The organism is Arthrobacter sp. 05T423 (assembly GCF_056396245.1).
Genome location: NZ_JBFTLC010000041.1, coordinates 1 through 19,059, shown reverse-complemented (window position 1 = coordinate 19,059; position 19,059 = coordinate 1). Strand labels below are relative to the sequence as shown.

At 66.2% G+C, this 19,059-nt stretch carries 16 protein-coding genes and 1 pseudogene; 9 read left to right on the top strand and 8 right to left on the bottom strand.

Annotation, left to right across the window (positions count from 1 at the left end):
- Positions 1-3: 3 nt before the first annotated feature.
- The gene (locus tag AC1DFE_RS21560; protein WP_476907897.1) at positions 4-1,041 is read right to left on the bottom strand and encodes a universal stress protein; all 1,038 of its coding nucleotides are present in this window, start codon (positions 1,039-1,041) and stop codon (positions 4-6) included.
- A gap of 468 nt (positions 1,042-1,509) precedes the next feature.
- Here AC1DFE_RS21560 and AC1DFE_RS21555 point away from each other — a divergent pair, with 468 nt between their 5' ends.
- Positions 1,510-2,139 (top strand): FAD-dependent monooxygenase, encoded by a 630-nt coding sequence (locus AC1DFE_RS21555; protein WP_476907914.1) that lies wholly within the window; start codon positions 1,510-1,512, stop codon positions 2,137-2,139.
- An 8-nt stretch (positions 2,140-2,147) separates the two neighbouring features.
- On the opposite strand, the gene AC1DFE_RS21550 is transcribed toward AC1DFE_RS21555, so the two are convergent.
- Positions 2,148-2,750: a copper resistance CopC family protein gene (locus AC1DFE_RS21550; RefSeq protein WP_476907896.1), complete on the bottom strand. Its 603-nt coding sequence runs from the start codon at positions 2,748-2,750 to the stop codon at positions 2,148-2,150.
- Between the two features lie 111 nt (positions 2,751-2,861).
- Here AC1DFE_RS21550 and AC1DFE_RS21545 point away from each other — a divergent pair, with 111 nt between their 5' ends.
- A complete protein-coding gene (locus tag AC1DFE_RS21545; RefSeq protein WP_476907895.1) occupies positions 2,862-4,301 on the top strand; it encodes an NCS2 family permease in 1,440 nt (479 codons plus the stop codon).
- A gap of 97 nt (positions 4,302-4,398) precedes the next feature.
- The gene (gene hutG / locus AC1DFE_RS21540) at positions 4,399-5,367 is read left to right on the top strand and encodes a formimidoylglutamase (protein ID WP_476907894.1); all 969 of its coding nucleotides are present in this window, start codon (positions 4,399-4,401) and stop codon (positions 5,365-5,367) included.
- Positions 5,368-5,383: 16 nt separating this feature from the next.
- Here hutG and AC1DFE_RS21535 read toward each other — a convergent pair whose 3' ends face one another.
- Together AC1DFE_RS21535 and AC1DFE_RS21530 are read right to left on the bottom strand one after the other, a co-directional pair.
- Complete coding sequence (locus AC1DFE_RS21535) at positions 5,384-7,609, bottom strand: transglycosylase domain-containing protein (RefSeq protein WP_476907893.1); 2,226 nt, start codon at positions 7,607-7,609, stop codon at positions 5,384-5,386.
- A gap of 74 nt (positions 7,610-7,683) precedes the next feature.
- Positions 7,684-8,988: a cation:proton antiporter gene (locus AC1DFE_RS21530; protein WP_476907892.1), complete on the bottom strand. Its 1,305-nt coding sequence runs from the start codon at positions 8,986-8,988 to the stop codon at positions 7,684-7,686.
- A 231-nt stretch (positions 8,989-9,219) separates the two neighbouring features.
- Here AC1DFE_RS21530 and AC1DFE_RS21525 point away from each other — a divergent pair, with 231 nt between their 5' ends.
- A complete protein-coding gene (locus AC1DFE_RS21525; RefSeq protein WP_476907891.1) occupies positions 9,220-9,480 on the top strand; it encodes a hypothetical protein in 261 nt (86 codons plus the stop codon).
- A gap of 115 nt (positions 9,481-9,595) precedes the next feature.
- Here AC1DFE_RS21525 and AC1DFE_RS21520 read toward each other — a convergent pair whose 3' ends face one another.
- The 4 genes from AC1DFE_RS21520 to AC1DFE_RS21505 all read right to left on the bottom strand — a co-directional run bounded on the left by AC1DFE_RS21520 (position 9,596) and on the right by AC1DFE_RS21505 (position 14,362).
- Complete coding sequence (locus tag AC1DFE_RS21520) at positions 9,596-9,832, bottom strand: hypothetical protein (protein WP_476907890.1); 237 nt, start codon at positions 9,830-9,832, stop codon at positions 9,596-9,598.
- 165 nt (positions 9,833-9,997) lie between these two features.
- Positions 9,998-11,590, bottom strand: coding sequence for a histidine ammonia-lyase (gene hutH, locus AC1DFE_RS21515; RefSeq protein WP_476907889.1), 1,593 nt, complete (start codon positions 11,588-11,590; stop codon positions 9,998-10,000).
- Positions 11,591-11,597: 7 nt separating this feature from the next.
- On the bottom strand, positions 11,598-13,316 hold the full coding sequence (hutU, locus tag AC1DFE_RS21510; protein ID WP_476907888.1) for a urocanate hydratase: 1,719 nt from the start codon (positions 13,314-13,316) through the stop codon (positions 11,598-11,600).
- Positions 13,317-13,537: 221 nt separating this feature from the next.
- A complete protein-coding gene (locus AC1DFE_RS21505; protein ID WP_476907887.1) occupies positions 13,538-14,362 on the bottom strand; it encodes an IclR family transcriptional regulator in 825 nt (274 codons plus the stop codon).
- A gap of 286 nt (positions 14,363-14,648) precedes the next feature.
- Between AC1DFE_RS21505 and AC1DFE_RS21500 the strand changes: the two genes are divergently transcribed.
- The 5 genes and pseudogenes from AC1DFE_RS21500 to AC1DFE_RS21480 form a co-directional block, all read left to right on the top strand.
- On the top strand, positions 14,649-16,226 hold the full coding sequence (locus AC1DFE_RS21500) for an amino acid permease (RefSeq protein ID WP_476907886.1): 1,578 nt from the start codon (positions 14,649-14,651) through the stop codon (positions 16,224-16,226).
- Positions 16,227-16,435: 209 nt separating this feature from the next.
- Entirely contained in the window at positions 16,436-16,690 is a 255-nt protein-coding gene (locus AC1DFE_RS21495; protein WP_476907885.1) for a hypothetical protein, read from the top strand.
- A gap of 47 nt (positions 16,691-16,737) precedes the next feature.
- Positions 16,738-16,956 (top strand): helix-turn-helix domain-containing protein, encoded by a 219-nt coding sequence (locus tag AC1DFE_RS21490; protein ID WP_476907884.1) that lies wholly within the window; start codon positions 16,738-16,740, stop codon positions 16,954-16,956.
- An 82-nt stretch (positions 16,957-17,038) separates the two neighbouring features.
- Positions 17,039-17,529, top strand: a pseudogene (locus AC1DFE_RS21485) (LysE family translocator); the annotation flags it as partial.
- Between the two features lie 119 nt (positions 17,530-17,648).
- Positions 17,649-19,059: IS1380 family transposase (locus tag AC1DFE_RS21480; RefSeq protein ID WP_476907883.1), on the top strand; the 1,411-nt coding region annotated here is incomplete at its 3' end.

Genomic DNA, 19,059 nt, shown 5'->3' with positions numbered 1-19,059 from the left:
GCGCTACGAGGCGCCGAGCATCGGTCCGAAGCTGGCACGGTCCGCGAGCCGGTGGTCGTCCCGGTCCGGAACCACCATCACGGGGCTCTTGGCGTGGTGCAGGACGCCGTCCGACGTCGACCCCAGGAGCATGCCGGTAAAGCCGCCGCGGCCGCGGGTTCCCACGACTACCAGTTCAACGTGCCGGCTGGCCTCCACCAGCACATCCACGGGCGAACCGTCCAGCAGCCGGGTCTCAATGGCCAGCCGCGGGAAGTGGCTCTGGAGCCAGGCCACACCGGCCTTGAGCTGGACCTGGATATCGGCGAACAGCGCTTCCCGGTCCAGGGGGGCCGGAACCCAGGCAAGGGATCCGCTGTACTGCGGTACGGCGCAGATCACGCGCAGCGGCGCACCCAGGCGCTCGGCCTGCTCTGCTGCTTCCAGGACGGCAACGCGGGCCTGCTCCGACCCGTCGACGCCCACCGCCACTACCTTTTCCACGGGGCCGTGCCCGGCCTTGGCCTGCTCGGCCCGGATGTGTTTGTCCTGGGTGGTCTCGCCCAGACGGTCGGAGCAGATCAGCGGAACCGTCACCGTGGGGCACTTGGCGTGGGCCGGAAGCGCGCTACTCACGGAACCGAGGAGCCGCCCTACAAAGCCACCCCGCCCCCGCGTCCCGAACACCAGCAGCTCTGCGGTTTCAGACAGGTCGAGCAATACGCCCGACGCGTCCCCGTTCTCGACCGATGCGCTCACGTTGATGTTGTAGCCGGCCACCTTGTCCACGGCGTGCTGCAGGATGGCTTCGGCGCCTTCCCGGATCACCGAGTCGTCCACGGTGGCATAACCGCCATCGAGGCCGGAGGCGGCAAAGATGGGCACCGAGTAGGCGGTGACTATATGGAGGGGACGACGGCGGCGTTCGGCTTCACGGGCAGCCCACACGAGGGCGCACTGGCCGTGGTCCGAACCGTCGACGCCGACCGCGATTCCTTCGGGTCTCACGCGCCGGGCACCGCCATCCCGTGCCGGGTCGGGATGCAATTCGTGTGCGTCCATTCGGTCCGCCTCCTCGCGATACTGCCTGATGATGCGGCTATTCTGCCAGAAGCAGCGTCTCTAGCCGGCACCGGCAGGCCGTCCGGTTCCCGGTTATGCACAGCCTGCGCTTAAGACCAACTATTCTCGGTCGTCAACGTCTTAGCAAGCGGCCCCCGAGGGGCGCCACTGCCCTATCCGAAGCCTGTTTCCTGCCACTTCCCGGCACCCTGCGGGCACTGCTTTGGCTGCCTTGCCGGCACTCCCCGAGGCGGCCCGGTGACGCCGCGCAGAGCCCTGCAAACCAATGTTTCGGCAGGGGTATCCAGCAACCAAAAAATTCTGTAATGTCGAGGCACCATCGGTCCGGATTGTGCTTCACCGCACGTCCGGAGATGTCTTGTGTCTGCTTGCTGGGGCAGTGGACGGCGCACGGGCAATGATGCCCTGCGCTTCGAAAATCTCGAGGAGGAAGTTGTAGTGTCACGCATGCCTGGTCTCAGCGGCGCAGAACGGACCACCACCGTGGTCATCGGCACCGGACTTCCCGGTTTGGCCATCGCCACCGAACTCCGACGCCGGGGCGTTGATTCAATCATCGTCAGCCGGCTTGACTCCCCTGGCAGCGGGTTCCAAAAGCCCGCGCCGCAGCGGTGCGACGACGCCGAGGCGGCGTCCCACCAGGAGCGGAACGAAATCCTCCGGCACCTGCGCAACTACGCGTCGAGCCACCAGTTGGACATCCGCAGCGACACCTCTGCGGTGTCGCTGGACAAGATGGGACCCCCGGCGGCGGAGGCTTACCTGCACCGCTGGGCCGTGCATACCCCGGACGGTGTGCTGCTGGCTGACCACATCGTCCTCACGCGCTGCGCCCACAGCCAGTTGCGGCGCATGCTCACGGACCTCGGCATCGCCGTTGGTGCAAACCTTGTCGCGGCCATGCGCGCCATCGGCATATACCTGGTCGGGGTGGGCGAGCTCATCACGCCTACGCCGAAGGAAGTGCTGCGCCAGGCCAAGATGGTGGGCCAGGCCATCTCGGCGAAGGTCTACCCGGACAGCGTGCCGTCGGTGCTGACCGGAAGCTTCCCGGCACTTCCAGCCGCGGCTCTCTGAGGGGGGCGCTAGCTCCCGGCGCCCTCATCTTCAGGCTCGTCGCCGTCACTGATGCCGAGCCTCCGGCGAGCCAGCACGCCGAGGGTGATGAGCAGACCGAGAGCCACGGCCGCAAACACCACGATGCTCCACGGGAACGGCTCTGAGGAATCCCGGACTGTCCCCGCCGCCTGGGTCTCCCCGGGCTGGGGCGTACCCAGCGTCTGGACCGGCGCCGCCGTCGACCCCGCAGCAGCGGCCGTGGCGGTGAAGGCGAACGTGCCCTCGATCGGATGGGAATCCGAGCTCACCACGCGCCACACCACCGTGTACTTCCCCGCAGGCGCACCTTCCCGCAACTTCTGCGTGGCCACGTTGTCCACGATCTCCACCTTGCCGTCGGTCCAGTCGGTTCCGGCCGCGTCCGTCACCTTGACCTCGGAGCCGAGCCCCAGCGGAGTGTTGTTAAAGGTGATCGAGACCTTGGCCGGAGCCGTTGCCACGGTGGCACCGTCCGTCGGGCTGCTGGACTCGGCGACATCGTGCGCAGAAGCAGGCCCGGCAGTAAGGACCAGGGCGACGAGTGCAAGCGCGCCAACGAGGGCGGACAGCAGCTGGCGGGTGAGACGCATGGGCGGACTACTCCTTGTGTTGACTTCCTTACAGACTAGGCGAATTTGCCTGAACGGAACCTTGCAACCTACTAGGATTCAAGTAATCCCCACACTCTCACCGGAGGACTAATGTTAAAGCAGGGCTCTGCACTGGACCGGTACTTCAAAATTTCCGAACGGGGGTCGAACCTCTCCCGCGAGATCCGTGGCGGTTTTGCCACGTTCTTCGCCATGAGCTACATCGTGGTGCTGAACCCCCTGATCCTGTCCGCTGCGGATTCCTCCGGCGCCACACTGGGTTTCCAGGCAGTTGCTGCCGTCACCGCCTTTGTTGCCGGCATCCTGACCATCCTCATGGGCGCGTGGGCCAAACACCCCTTCGCGATGGCCACCGGCCTGGGAGTCAACGCGTTCGTGGCCGTGACTGTGGCCACCAACCCCGGCCTGACCTGGCCGGACATGATGGGGCTGGTGGTCCTCTCCGGCGTCACCATGATGATCCTGGTCCTGACCGGGTTCCGGACAGCCGTGTTCCGGGCCGTTCCGGACGGGCTCAAGACCGCAATCGTGGTGGGAATCGGCCTGTTCATCGCCCTCATCGGCCTGGTCAACGCCGGCTTTGTGCGGCGCGTTCCGGACGCAGCCGGGACCACCGTTCCGGTGGGCCTCGGCTTCGACGGCAAGCTCCTGGGATGGCCGACGCTGGTGTTCGTGTTCGGCCTGATCCTGACCATCGCCCTGCTGGTGCGCAACATCAAGGGCGCCATCCTGATCGGCATCGTCGCCTCCACCATCCTGGCCGTCATCCTCGAGTTCACGCTGCACATCGGACCCAGCTTCGACGGCAAGAACTTCAACCCGCAGGGCTGGTCCCTGGTGGCCCCCAAGTTCACCGAATGGTCGGCTCCCGATCTCTCCCTGATTGGCAAGGCCAACCCGATCGGCGCCTTCGGCCATCTGGGCGTAGTGGCCGCGGCGCTGCTGGCGTTCGTGATCCTGCTCAGCATCTTCTTCGACGCGATGGGAACCATGGTGGGCCTGGCCAACGAGGCCGGAACCGTGGACAAGGACGGCAACATCCCCAACGTTGACCGCGTGCTGCAGGTGGACGCCCTCGGTGCCATCGTGGGCGGCGGCGCCTCCGTGTCCTCCAACCAGATCTTTGTCGAATCCGGCGCCGGCATCGGCGAGGGCGCGCGGACGGGCCTGGCCTCGATCGTGACCGGACTGCTGTTCCTGGTGGCCATGTTCTTCACCCCGCTGATCAACCTCGTGCCGTTCGAGGCCGTGGCCCCCGCCCTGGTGGTGGTCGGCTTCATGATGGTGGCCCAGATCAGCAAGATCCACTGGCAGGACTGGGGCATCGCCCTGCCCGCCTTCCTCACGTTCACGCTGATGCCCTTCACGTATTCGATCGCCAACGGCCTGGGCGCGGGCTTCATCTCCTACGTCCTGATCCGCACCTTCCAGGGCCGTGCCCGAGAAGTGCACCCGCTGATGTGGGCGGTCGCGGCCGCCTTCGTCCTGTTCTTCGGCATCGGCCCGATCGAGCAGTCGCTGGGCATGTAGGAGCCCGGGACGTCCCGAATACCGGGTTTCCGGTATTTCAGACATCACGACGGCGGCGCTGCTGGCTTTCGCTGAATCCGTGCGGTGAGCTTGAAGCATGCAATTTCCCGCGCTTTCGGTCGACGTTCACCCCAGCCCCTGGACAGGCCGTTACGACGGCGACGGCGACGCCCACCGCCGGTGGTGGCAGGCCGTAACCCCGGCCACCGATAACACCCCCGCCGCCCCGAACACCCCGGTGCCCAGCCAGCTCCCCGCGGTGATCCTGGGTTTCTGCAGCGATGAGGGTGTACGCCGGAACAAGGGCAGGACCGGAGCCGCGGCCGCCCCCGCCGCCATCCGGAGCGCGCTGGGCCCCCTCGCCTGCCACTCGGAGCGGCCGGTCGCCGATGCCGGCGATGTGGTGGTCCGCGACGGCGAACTGGAAGCCGGCCAGGCCCGCGCGGGCCTCACCGTGGCAGCGCTGCTCGACGCCGGCCGCCTCACCGTGCTGCTGGGTGGCGGCCACGAGACCGCGTATGCCAGCTACCTCGGCGTGGCAGGGTCCCGGGCGGTCCGCGACGGCCAGCGGCTGGGCGTCCTCAACCTCGATGCCCACTTCGACCTCAGGGATGAGGCCGCCCCCAGTTCCGGGACCCCGTTCCTCCAGATGGCCCGTGCGGAAGCGGCCGCTGGGCGCGAACTGAAGTACGCCGTCGTCGGAATTTCCGAACCCAACAACACCCGGGCGCTGTTCACCACCGCCGACGAGCTGGGCGTGAAATACCTGCTGGACGAGGACTGCACAGCCGGCGCAGCCGAGGCCTTTGTGGCGGATTTCCTCGGCGGGATCGACGTCCTCTACCTCACCATCGACCTGGACGTGCTGCCGGCCGCCGTGGCCCCGGGGGTCAGCGCCCCCGCGGCGTACGGGGTTCCGCTGCCGGTGATCAGTGCCGTCTGCCGCCAGGTGGTGGCCAGCGGCAAGCTACTGCACGCAGACGTGGCCGAACTGAACCCGGCCTTCGACATCGACAACCGGACCGCCCGGGTGGCGGCGCGGCTGCTCAGCATCCTGCTGGGCTAAGAGTCGCCCGTGCCGCCTAACCCTTGGGCTTGGGCTTGGGCTTGGGTTTGGGTTTCGGGGTATGCCGGGCGGGCGCTTTGGGCTTCGCCGCCGGCTTGCTGACGATCGACTCCGGCGGCTTGGGGAAGGCCGCGGCGGGATACAGCCGCGCCACTTGGAGCATGTAGTTCGCCCACTGCGGGCCCGCGATCATGTAGCCGTCAATGCGGTCGTAGAACTTGCCGTTGATGGTCAGGTTCCGTCCCGGACGCTGCTGGCCCTCGAGGGCGTCCCCGAAGAACGAGGCCGTGGCCAGGCCGGTGGTGTAGCCCAGAACCCAGGTGGCGCCGTTGCTGTTGTTGGTGCCCGTTTTGGCCGCCACCGGCACAGTCTTCTGCACCTTGGGATTGATGTAGATGCCGGAGCCCTTGTTGAGCATGTCCTGGAGTGCTTTGTTCACGCCGCGGACCACGTTCTTCTCCACCGTCTCGCTGCACTCCTGGGCCTGCGCCGGAAGCTTCTTGCCCGCCATGTCCGCCACCCCCGCCAGGGCCACCGGCACGCAGTACCGTCCGTCTGCCGCGAACGTGGCAAATGCATTGGCCATGGTCAGCGGAGCCACCCCGGTGCCGCCCAAGAGGTTGCCCAGCTGGTGCATGTTGACCGGCGTTCCATCCAGCCCGCTGCGCAGCCCCACGGCGTTGACCATGTTCTGGATCCCGCAGAAGTCCAGCTGCGCGGCCTCGGCAAAGGTTGCCGTGTTGATGGAGTTGTAGAGCCCGTAATCGGCCGGCATCTTCCGGTAGTAGCCCTCCGAGGCGTTCTGCAGGTCGTCAGCCGTTTCCATGCCTGCCCTGCGCTGCTTGGTGCTGTAGCCGCCGGCCACCTTGCCACACGAGGACCGCCAGTGGAAGCCCAGCGGATACTCGCGCTTCGAGGCGTCCACCACCGTACTCATGGTTTTGCCCTGGTGCAGCCACTCGGCGAAGGTAAAGGGCTTCATGGTGGAGCCCGGCTGGAACCCGCCGGCGCCGTTGAGGTCGTTGCCTGTGGCATCCTTGGCGTCCACGTTGAAGTTCAGCTGGGTATCGAACTTTCCGGGCTGGGGCAGGTACACCGTGTTCTGCGCCATCGCCAGGACCTTGCCGGTGCCCGGCTGCACGGTGACCAGCGACGCGCCCCACTTGTCCGGATTGGCGCCGGCGGTGGCGTTGACCCGTGCCTGCGCCTTGGCCTGCAGCCGGCTGTCCAGCGTGGTGGTGATGGTCAGCCCGCCGCGGAAGAGCCGTTTTTCCCGGGCCTCGGTGTCTGCGCCGTAAGCCGGGTTGTTGAGGAAGAGATGGGTCACGTAGTCACAGAAGTACGGGGCCATGGTGGCCGCGGCGCACCCCTGCCGGGAGGGCTTGACCTTCACGCCGACGCCGGACGCCGCCGCGGCGTCATGCTGCTTCTTGGTGATCATCTTCTGCTTGAGCATTTCGCCGAGCACCTGGTTGCGGCGCACCAATGAGTTCTTGGGGTTGGCCACCGGATCGTAGAAGCTGGGGCTGTTCACCAGTCCGGCCAGCAGCGCCGACTGGGGCAGTGTCAGCTTGCTGGCCGGAACACTGAAGAAATACTGGGAAGCCGCCTCAATACCGTAGGCGCTGCGGTTGAAGAAGACGATGTTAAGGTAGCCCTCGAGGATCTGGTCCTTGGTGAATTTCTTCTCCAGTGCCATTGCGAGCCGCATCTCCCGCAGCTTGTCCCCCATGGTCTTCTGCCCGCTGAGCACCACCTGGTCCTCACGGCCCTCGGCAATCAGGGACTCGTTCACGATATTGGTGACGTACTGCTGGGTGAGGGTGGAGGCGCCCTGCCGGTCACCGCGGGTCAGGTTGCTGGTCAGTGCGCGCAGGACGCCCTGCGTGTCCACGCCGCCGTGCTCATAGAAGCGGCTGTCCTCGATGGCGACGACGGCCTTCCGGATGAACGGGGACATCTGCTTCAGGGGCACACGAACCCGGTTCTCTGAGTAGAACGTGGCGATGAGCTTGCCGTCCGCGGTCAGCATGCGGGTGGTCTGCGACGGGGCGGGCACCGCCAGCTCGGTAGGCAGGCTGTTGAAGTAGGAAATCGACTTGCTGACCGAGGTGCCGGCGAGGGCGGCCCCCGGCACCAGGAAGCTGGCCGCGAGGACGCCGCAGAGGCAGCTGACAAGCACGAACCCCAGCAACTTTGCCAACGCAAGAGCCGTACGGGTTATCAATCTTTTGCCTGCCATGATCCAAGCTCACCACACGATCGGACGGAAAGCAGAATGCTGGCCGCTCCCGGCACGATTCACCCCGCATACGGTCAGACCGGCGTCTGCGGCGCCTTGCCCTCGTCGCCGAACTTCTCGGCAGCCCTGCGTTCGCGGAGCCGGTCGAGGCGCTTCATGACCGGCGCCGTGGTGGCACCGTGCAGCACCACGGACATCGCCACGACGAGGCCGATGATGCTCCACAGCCGCTCCGCCTGGTCCCCGAAGCCGCCCTGGCCGAGCGCGTAGGCAAGGTAATAGAGGGACCCGATGCCCCGGATGCCGAAGAAGGAAATGGCGATCCGTTCCCGGGGACCGGTCTTGCCGCGGGCCAGTGCCAGCCAGCCGGACAGCGGACGGACCAGGACCAGGAAGGCCAGCGCCACGCCCACCTCGGCCCAGCCGACGTCCGCCAGCAGGCCCCGCGCAATCGCCCCTCCCAAGAGGACCAGGATGACCACTGTCAGGAGCCGCTCGAGCTGTTCCACGTAGGAGTGAAGAATGCGGTGGTAGCCGTGAGTGCGCTCCGCCGCCCTGATGGTCACGGCGCAGACGAACACCGCGATGAAGCCGTAGCCCTCGATCATCTGGGTCACGCCATAAGCCAGAAAAGTGGCGGCCAGCGCAACGAAGCCCTCGGAGTGGTTGGACAGCCGGATGCTGTCGTGCCTGGCGGAGAAGAACAGCCGGGCCAGCACCTTGCCCGTTCCGTAGCCCAGGAGCACGCCCATTCCGATGCGCCACAGGACGTCCACGCCGAACCATTCCGGAAACCATGCCGACGGCGCCGTCCCCACGAGGCTCATGGCGATGGCCAGGTACACAAAGGGAAAGGCCAGCCCATCGTTAAGCCCCGCCTCCGAGGTGAGGGCGAACCTCACTTCGTCCTCCTGGTCGGTGCCTTCTTCCTCGTCGGCCGGCTCTCCCACTTGGACCTCGGAGGCGAGGACCGGATCGGTGGGGGCCAGGGCGGCGGCCACAAGCAGCGCGGCGGCCAGCCCGAGGCCCAGCAGCCAAAGTCCCAGGAGCGTCAGGCCGAGCATGCACAGCGGCATCGCAATTCCGAGCATGCGCCAGGTGGTGGCCCAGTTCCGCCGCCCGACCGAACGGTCCAGGGCCAGCCCTGCTCCCATCAGCGAGATGATCACGCAGACCTCGGTCAGGTGCAGCGTCAGGTCCGGATACCGGAGGGGGCTCGGATCCGGGAGGTTCTTCAGCAGGCCGAAGGCCGCAACCCCGGCGCCCAGGAAGACCATCGGCATGGAAATGGGGGCATTGCGCAGCGCCTTGGGCAGGATGGCGGCAACGAAGACGGCTACGCCCGCCGCGGCGAACATGATGCTGGCACCTTCAAACACGGTCGCCTCCTGCGCCGTCGGTTTCAGACCTGACCAACACTAGCGTGGGGAGCAGGAGAGGGGCGTCTCCGGGCGCTGCTCCTGATGGCTTCTACAGGGCTCGGGACGGCAGAATGGTTTATGAGACAACTAACGTCAACATCGTTGTCAAATGACAGTCATCTTACCTTTGGGCCGTCAACCGGTAGAATGGTCTACTGCCCCCCGGCGAAAATCATAGAAAGTCAGTACATGAGCACAGCAACTATGGAGCGCCCAACCGCTCCTACGAGCGACTCACGCTCCGCGGATGCCCGGTCCATCCACCTGGCCTTCACCAGTGCCGACCAGGTCCACGACGGCCTGGAAAGCGCGGTGGGGACGCTGATCGAAGCGGCTGCCCGCGAAGGCACCTGCGGCATCAAGGTCACGCGCCTTGAGCCAGGCCGTTACACGGTGGCGCTGGACGAGTCTGTTCCCTTCGGTGAAACACACGAGGACATCGCCGCGTAACACGCGAAAAAGCCCCCGATCCTGGACTCATTCCGGCCAAACTGCCGAATGATCCAAGGTCGGGGGCTTTTTTGATTTCCGGTTCGCGTCCTGCGGCGCGGCTTCAGCCCGCCAATTACATCCGGCGCACCTGCACGCCGTCGGACTTCAGGAAGAGCTGGGATTCCGCCGCTCCGCCGCAGATAAGCCACAACACGTTTCCGCTCCGTGAGACTTCTTCCACCTCGCCCGCCGCAATAACGTGCGCATGCTTGATGATCTCAACCCGCTCGCCCACGTGCAGCGATCCCCAGTCGGAAACCGTAGCTGCGTGTGCAATGCGTCTGGACAGGACTGCCCCGCGTGCTTTCATTTGAACTTCTACCCCTTTGTGGATGTTCTACTTCCGCCACAGCCTCTTTGATGTGACTTTCACTACACCTTTAGTTCTACTACACTCTTCGGCCTGCGTGTGGCGCGTTGCAGAGTATTTCGGCACCGCCGGCAAATGATTGCCGGCGGTGCACTTTGTTCACCGTCAGGCGAGGTTGCCGACGGCGGATTCGGCTGCCGTCCGCACCGCACCGGAGGCGACCAGCCGGTCGGCCGCCTCAAGTTCGGGTGAGAGGAACCTGTCCGTGCCGGGACCGCCAACGACGGCCCGCAGCGTTTCCAGGACGGCCGCCCCTGCGGGGCCAGGCGTGAGCTGGCCGCCGGAGAGCTGCGTGCGCATGTCGATCGCCCGTGCGGACGTCACGAGTTCGATGGCCAGCACGCGGCGGAGGTTCTCCACGGCTTTCCTGAGCTTGCGGGCAGCGTGCCAGCCCATGGACACATGGTCCTCCTGCATCGCAGAGCTGGGGATGGAGTCGACGGAGGCGGGCACCGCAAGCCGCTTGTTGTCCGAGACCAGCCCGGCCTGCGTGTACTGGGCGATCATCAGGCCGGAGTCCACGCCCGGATCGGCAGCCAGGAACGCCGGCAGTCCGTGCGAGCGGGCCGGGTCCAGCATGCGGTCCGTCCGCCGTTCGGCAATGGAGCTGAGGTCCGCGACGGCGATGGCCAGGAAGTCGAGCACATACGCCACCGGGGCGCCGTGGAAGTTGCCGTTGGAGCTGACCCGGCCGTCAGGCAGAACCACAGGGTTGTCGATCGCTGCCGCGAGTTCGCGGGAGGCCACCAGTTCGGCATGGTCGACGGTGTCCCGGACGGCGCCGGCAACCTGGGGTGCGCAGCGCAGTGAGTACGCGTCCTGGACCCTGGAATCGCCCACACGGTGCGAAGCCACGATCGCCGAGTCGGACAGCACGCGGAGCATGTTCTCGGCGCTGGCCGCCTGGCCCGGGTGCGGCCGCAGGGCCGCGTGCAGCTCGGGCAGGAACACCTGATCAGTGCCGAGCAGCGCCTCGACGCTGAGCGCGGCGGTGACGTCCGCCGTCGTCAGCAACATGCGCAGGTCAGCGATGGCCATCAGGAGCATGCCCAGCATGCCCTCTGTGCCGTTCACCAGCGCCAGGCCCTCCTTCTCTGCCAGGGTCACCGGCTCGATGCCGTGTTCGGCGAGCAGCTCGGCAACCGTCCCCTGGCCTGCGCCGCCGTACAGTCCGCCGTCGGGCCCTGTTGCTTCGCCTTCGCCCATGAGGACCAGCGCGCAGTGGGACAGCGGTGCGAGGTCGCCGGAGCAGCCCAGCGAGCCGAACTCGCGGACCACCGGGGTGATGCCGGCGTTGAGCACATCCACCATGGTCTGCAGGACCACGGGCCGGACACCGGTGCGGCCCGATGCCAGCGTCTTGGCACGCAGGAACATGATCCCGCGGACCACTTCGCGTTCCACCGCCGGGCCCATGCCGGCGGCGTGGCTGCGGATCAGCGACTTCTGCAGCTGGGTGCGCAGCTCGCCGGGAATGTGGCGGTTGGCCAGCGCCCCGAAGCCCGTGGAGATGCCGTATGCGGGCACGTCGCTGTGGGCCAGTTCGTCGATGTGGGCGCGGACTTTGGCAACGGTGTCCAGGGCGTCCTGGGAGATGGTCACCCTGGCGTTGTGGCGTGCGACGGCGACGACGTCCTCGGGCGTGACACCGCTGGCGCCGAGGGTGACGGTGAGCGGTTCGTGGGTGAGTACAGACATGATGTTCCTACTTCTCTGCTTCTGCGGAGTCTGCCGACTCTGCCATGGGGATCCGGACACCGCGCTCCTTGGCGACGTCGACGGCGCGGTCATAGCCGGCGTCGACATGCCGGATGACGCCCATGCCGGGGTCGTTGGTGAGGAGCCGCTCAAGCTTCTGCGCGGCGAGGTCGGTGCCGTCGGCGACGGAGACCTGGCCTGCGTGGATGGAGCGGCCGATGCCCACTCCCCCGCCGTGGTGGATGGAAACCCAGGTGGCGCCGGAGGACGTGTTGAGCAGGGCGTTGAGCAGCGGCCAGTCGGCGATGGCGTCCGAGCCGTCTGCCATGGCTTCCGTTTCCCGGTACGGGGAGGCGACGGAGCCGGAGTCCAGGTGGTCGCGGCCGATCACGATGGGGGCCTTGACCTTGCCTTCCTTCACCAGCTGGTTGAACAGCAGGCCGGCCTTGGCGCGTTCGCCGTAGCCCAGCCAGCAGATGCGCGCCGGCAGGCCTTCGAATTCGACGCGCTCGCCGGCGGCGTCGATCCAGCGGTGCAGATGCTGGTTGTCCGGGAACAGCTCCTTGATGGCCTTGTCCGTGACGGCGATGTCCTCGGGGTCGCCGGAGAGTGCGACCCACCGGAACGGGCCCAGGCCCTCGCAGAACAGCGGGCGGATGTAGGCCGGGACGAAGCCGGGGAATTCGAATGCCCGGCTGTAGCCGCCTTTGCGGGCTTCGTCGCGGATCGAGTTTCCGTAGTCGAAGACCTCGGCGCCGGCATCCTGGAACTCGACCATGGCCTGGACGTGCTTGGCCATCGAGGCCTGGGCCTTCTTGGTGAAGCCCTCCGCGTCGGCCTCGGCCTCGCGGTGCCATTCGTCCACGGAGATGCCCTCCGGCAGGTAGCTCAGGGGGTCGTGGGCGGACGTCTGGTCAGTGACGATGTCGATGGTCAGCTCGCCGGCTTTGTGGCGGCGGAGCAGTTCCGGGAAGACCTCGGCGGCGTTGCCCACGTAGCCCACGGACCAGCCGCGGCGCTCTTCCTTGGCCTTGAGAACCTTGGCGATGGCGGCGTCGAGGTCGGTCTCCACCTCGTCGAGGTAGCGCTTGCCGGCACGCCGGCGGAGGCGGGTCTCGTCGACGTCGATAATCAGGCAGGCGCCCTCGTTCAGGGTGACGGCGAGAGGCTGGGCGCCGCCCATGCCGCCGCAGCCGCCGGTCAGGGTCAGCGTGCCGGCGAGTGTGCCGTTGCTGTCGCCGGTGAGCTTGCGGGCGATCGCGGCGAAGGTCTCGAAGGTGCCCTGCAGGATGCCCTGGGTGCCGATGTAGATCCAGGAGCCGGCCGTCATCTGCCCGTACATCATCAGGCCCTCGGCCTCGAGCCGGCGGAACTCGGGCCACGTGGCCCAGTCGCCGACGAGGTTGGAGTTGGCGAGCAGCACGCGCGGTGCCCATTCGTTGGTGCGGAAGACGCCCACCGGCTTGCCGGACTGGACCAGCAGTGTCTCGTCATTGTCCATGGTTTCCAGGGTGCGGGTGATGGCATCGAACGCGGCCCAGGAGCGCACGGCCCGGCCTGTACCGCCGTAGACCACCAGGTCATCGGGGCGTTCTGCCACCTCGGGGTCGAGGTTGTTCATGAGCATGCGCAGCGGTGCCTCGGTCTGCCAGGACTTGGCGGTGAGCTGGGTGCCGCGGGCTGCTTTGACCGGGCGGGCACCGGTGGTGAAATCGGCGGGTGCCATGGTGGCTCCTTTGTGTCGCGGGATTGTGGTGTAGGGGAAATGTTGCGTGTTGCGGAATTCTTGGTTTGAGCGAAAGTGCTTCTGTATCAACTAAAGCCCCTCCGGACCGGCTCAAACAGGGGTTTCCACCGGGTGCTGTCCGGTATTCCAGACCCAACTCGGTAGCAGGTCCGGGCGTTCTCGCGGCCCAGAACGCCCTGTGCTGCGACCTACTTGGGGTCCTATTTCGCCGGGCGGCCGTGGATGCGCACCGAGAGCTCGTCGGCGACCTTTTGCACGCGGGCGGCGAGCACCGGCCACTGGTCCTCCGGCAGCTTGTCCTCGAGGAACGTAACGGCGACTGCCGCCGTCGGCCATCCCAGGTGATCCGTGACAGCGGCGGCGATGGAGCCGAAGCCCGGTGTCACCTCCCCGTGTTCCGTGGCGTAGCCGCGCTGCCGCACCTGGTCAAGGTGCGAGGACAGGGCCGAGTACTTCATGATGGCGCCCTCCACCTCATGCCGCGCGCTGAAGGCGGCGGCGTTCGGATAGAGCGCGCGGACCTGCGACTTCGGCAGCGCGGCAAGGATGGCCCGGCCGCTGGCGGTGAGGTGGCTCGGCAGCCGGACGCCGACGTCGGTCACGAGGGACGGCCGGTTCTTGGCGCGCTCCTCGACGATGTAAAGCACATCCCGGCCGTGCAGGACCGCCAGGTGTGCGCTTTCGCCGATGACATCAACGAGGGATGCCAGCATCGGCCGCCCCAGACGGGACAGCGGTTCCTGCCGCGAGAAGGCGGAGCTCAGTTCGAAGGCGCTGATGCCGAGGCCGTAACGCTGCTCCTCATGCAGGTGCAGGACGAAGCCGTTGGCCTCCATGACGCCGAGGAGGTGGTAGACGCTCGAGCGCGGCAGCCCCAATGCGGTGGCAATGTTCGATGCCGCCATCGGCCCGCGCTTGGAAGCCAACAATTTGAGAATCCGCAGGGTGTTTTCCGCGGCGGGAACTTTCGCTTTTGCGGCTGCTTCCGGCCGCTTAGCCGCCGTCGCGGTCATCGTGCCTGCCATGTGTCCTCCAAGCCTCGTCATTTGGCTGTGTTTTCGGGATACCCCCCAAAGGTGTCCGGTATCCCGTACTTAAGCTTGCGCCTTCTCCGCACCCCTCGGATCTATTCAGGAGGCGCAGTGTCTGGCATACCGGACATTGTCCAACCTGCCTGCGAGAACCACAGCCCCCAGGCTGCGCCCACAGTCTGATATCGAAGACACCAAGAGCCCGTGAGCCTCATCACAGCTCCTCCGGGCATGGTCTGCTGGATAGCGATCCCCCTCCCAATGACGAGAAGGTATTGGCATGCAACAAGCCCAAACAACAGCCGAAACGGTGGCGCCTGACGGCATCACCACCGAAAATACGGCCGCCGTCGCAGCCGCGCGCACCGCCGTCGGAACCGCCGTCGGAACTGCCGTCGAAACCGTCCTGAATCGCGGCCTCAGCGTTCGCCACATCCGCTTCATGGCGCTGGGCTCCGCCATCGGCACCGGCCTGTTCTACGGTTCAGCCTCGGCAATCCAAAAAGCCGGCCCCGCCGTGCTGTTCGCCTACATGATCGGCGGCGCCGCCGTGTTCATGGTGATGCGCGCCCTGGGCGAGATGGCCGTGCGGCACCCGGTCTCGGGATCCTTCGGACAGTACGCCAGCCGCTACCTCGGCCCGCTGGCAGGCTTCGTGACCGGCTGGACGTACGTCTTCGAAATGGCGATCGTGGCCATCGCCGATGTCACCGCCTTCAGCATTTACATGGGTTTCTGGTTCCCGGACGTGGAGCGGTGGGTCTGGATTCTGGCCATCATCTTCCTCCTCGCGGCGCTGAACCTGCTGAGCGTGAAGGTCTTCGGCGAGCTTGAGTTCTGGTTCACGCTGGTCAAGGTCGCAGCCATTATTGCGATGATCGCGGGCGGCGCGGCCATCCTGGTGTTCGGCTTCCAGAACGGCGACGCCTCGGCCGCCCCGGGCCTGGGCAACCTGGTGGCGCACGGCGGCCTGTTCCCGAACGGCTTCGAGGGGCTCCTTGCCTCGTTCGCCGTCGTCATGTTCGCGTTCGGCGGGATTGAGACAATCGGCATCACCGCCGGCGAGGCCGCCGACCCCAAGAAGGTGATTCCGAAGGCCGTCAACACAGTGCCGGTCCGCGTCCTGCTGTTCTACGTGCTCACCCTCGGCGTGCTCATGAGCCTCTTTCCGTGGAACGAGATCGGCAGCAGCGGCAGCCCCTTCGTCCAGATCTTCAGCGGCCTGGGCATTCCCGCCGCTCCCCACATCCTCAATGCCGTGGTGATTACCGCCGCGCTGTCCGCCATCAACAGCGACATCTTCGGCGCCGGCCGGATCCTCTTCGGCCTGGCAAAACAGGGCCACGCCCCGCAGAGCTTCGGCCGGGTTTCGCGGCACGGCGTGCCGTGGATGACCGTCGTGATGATGACGGGAATCCTGCTGGTGGGAGTCGTGCTGAACGCCGTCATCCCCGAGGATGTGTTCCTGCTCATCGCCTCCATCGCCACCTTCGCCACGGTCTGGGTGTGGGTGATGATCCTCGCCTCCCATGTGGCGATGAAACGCGAGATCGCCCGGAAGGGCCTGCCGGCGTCGGACTTCCCCTCCCCGTGGTGGCCGGCGGCCTCGGTCCTCACCATCGGCTTCATGGGCGTGGTGATCGCGGTGCTTGGTCTCTTCGAGGACACGCGCGTGGCGCTGTATGTGGGAGCGGTGTGGCTGGGACTGCTGGTGGTCGCGTACCGGCTCTGGGTCAAAGGCAACGGACGACGGCGGGCCCACCTTGAGGATGAGACCTCACCCCTGCCGGTGGTCGCCGAAATGAGTAGCATCTCCACGAATACGGCGCGCCCGGCTGGAATGGAGCAAAACAAGTAGTAAAAATGGGCAAAGACAGGTAATTCTCGGCTGTTACACGAGTGCTTAGTGTGATAAATGAGGTAGATGTTACTCGTGTGACGCATGTGATTTCTCCATAGAGTGGATATACACGGTGCCAGCCGGCTGGGGCACAGCCCCCGGATGATGACCCGGACCCGCGCCGCCAGTGATTCGACGACTGGTCACACTGCGAAGGAGTGGTCTTCATGCTGGAAATCCATGCCGGAGCGCCGGCAGAAAATATTCAATCGGGGCGGTCACCGGGCTTCCTGGCCCAGACTCTGCAGCGGGCACTCGCAGCCGCCGTTCCCTACAAGGTTGGCGACGTCCTGGTGGGCGACGATCCATTCAGCGGCAGGCGCGAAGGCACCGTTGTGGTCAAGAACGGCCGCTCGATCGGGATCCGGTCCTCGGACCGGGTGTACTTCTACGACTACCGGCAACTGAGGCGGCCGGACTAGGCGGGTCATCCCGCCAGTCCAGCCGACGAGCACCAGGAGCCCATCCCATGTCCATCGCCAACCTGCCCACCGCGTACCTCACCATTGCGGAGGTCGCCGAAGCCCTGCGGCTTTCCAAAATGACCGTCTACCGGATGGTCCGGGCCGGAACCCTTGCCGCGGACCGGTTCGGCAAGTCCTACCGCGTGCCGGAATCGGCTGTGGAGGAGTACATCCGGGCCTCAGGCAATCCGGCTGCGGAGAACCCACAGGGTCCACGCGGTTAGTGCAGGCGAGTGCTCCAGCCTGCCAGCGGTTTGCCGCGCATCGGTGCTGGCTGGTTGCCTGCAGACGGCGTTACGATCAGGCATGCTTCCGCTCCAGAATCTCCTGGCCTTTGCCGTGGTCTCCGCGCTGCTGATCGCCGTCCCGGGTCCAAGCGTCCTGTTCGTCATTGGACGGTCGTTGGCCCTGGGGCGGCGGGGCGGCCTACTGAGCGTCCTGGGCAATGCGGCAGGGGAACTGCTGCAAATCGCAGGAGTGGCCCTGGGGCTCGGCGTGGTGCTGGCTGAGTCGGTACTGCTCTGGTGAAGTTTGCCGGTGCGGCCTACCTCATCTATCTGGGAATCCAGGCGGTGCTGCACCGCAGGGGCGGCCCCGCGAGCCCGGATCCGTCCAAGCCGGCGACCACCCGCCGGATTCTGCGCGAAGGCTTCATCGTCGGGGCCACGAATCCGAAGTCCGTGGTGTTCTTCGTGGCGGTCCTCCCCCAGTTCGTGGACCATTCAGCCGGCACCATTCCCGCCCAGCTTGCCCTGCTCGGTGCCACGTTCCTGGCCATCGCGCTGGTCTCGGACACCTCGGCTTTTCATGAGGCGGCGTTTCTGGGTGCGTGTTTAAACAGGGGAAGGGTGCTCTGAGCTGGGAAAATAGTGGTTGTCGAGACCGTTATTCTGCCGAGCGAAGGAGCACCCTTCCGGTGTCTAATCGTAGCCGTGTTTTCCCGTCCCTTCCGGTCTCATTCACCGGCCAGTCGCTCGTCTCCCACTCCGGGGTGAAGGTCCTTACCGGCTTCATGGACGCTCTGGGTTTCGGCAGGCTGTGCGACGACCGGCTGGGCCAGTTCGTTCCTCCCGGCGCGACGCACCGTTGCGGCAAGATCCTCGGTTCCCTGACAGCGATGCTCGCCGCCGGAGGCGAACACGCCTCGGACCTGGACATCCTCAGGTCATCACCCGGGCTCTTCGGTCAGCTGCCCTCGAACGCGACCGTGTCCCGGTTCTTCGAACGCACGGTGACCAATCCGGAGCTCTTCAGCTACGGCTTTGAGACCCTCACCCGGGAACTGCGCACSCGGGCCTGGGAGGCCGCCGGGAACCGGAACCCGGCCCTGTCCGCGACCGCCGCGGACCCGCTYRTCATCGATATCGACGCGACCCTGGTGACCTCGCACTCCGATAAGGAAAACGTCGCCGGAACCTACAAAGGCGGCTACGGGTTTGCCCCGTTCATCGCGTCCTGCGATTACGGTGCCGGYAACGGCTCCGGGGAGRTCCTYGCCTGCGTGCTRCGGCCRGGCAACGCCGGAGCGAACAGYGCCGAGGACCACATCCGGGTCTTCCACACCGCCGTGGCCCAACTGCCCGAGAGCTTCTTCGACAACACCGGGGCGCTGGCCGGAGAGAAGGTCCTGGTCCGCACGGACAGCGCCGGCGCCTCACGGAAGTTCCTCTGGCACCTGCACAGCCTCGGCGTGCARTTCTCCACCAGCTACACCCTCCCGTTCGGCAAGGCCCACATGATCGACTGGATCACCAACAAGGAGTACTGGCAGCCSGCCCTGGACCARCACGGGAACGAMCGCACCGACGCGTGGGTCATCAACGCCACCGACATCATCCCGCTCATCGACTACCCGCCGGGCACCAAACTGTTCCTCCGGGCCGAGCCGTTGCACCCCGGMGCGCARCCAACCCTGGTCGATGTCGACGGGCACCGGATCACCGCACTGTTGACCAACTCACCGCGCTGGCACGGCCCGTTCCTGGATGCCAGACACCGTGCCCGGGGCCGGTGTGAGAACCGGATCAAAACCCTGAAAAACACCGGGCTGGGAAAACTGCCGTTCTTCGATTTCGCAGCGAACCAGGCCTGGGCGAACCTCGCCGCCCTCGCCTTCAATCTGGTCTCCTGGGTCCAGCTCGCTACCCTCCCGGACGGCCATCACGCCAAGGCCTGGGACATCAAACGCTGGCGCTACCGGGTGTTCTCCATTGCCGGGAAAATCATCACCCGCGCCCGCCGGAACCAACTGTTGCTGCCGGAATCAGCCCCAGAAAGGGACCTTCTGAAACTGCTGCTGGAGAACACCGGCCGCCTCAAACAACTCC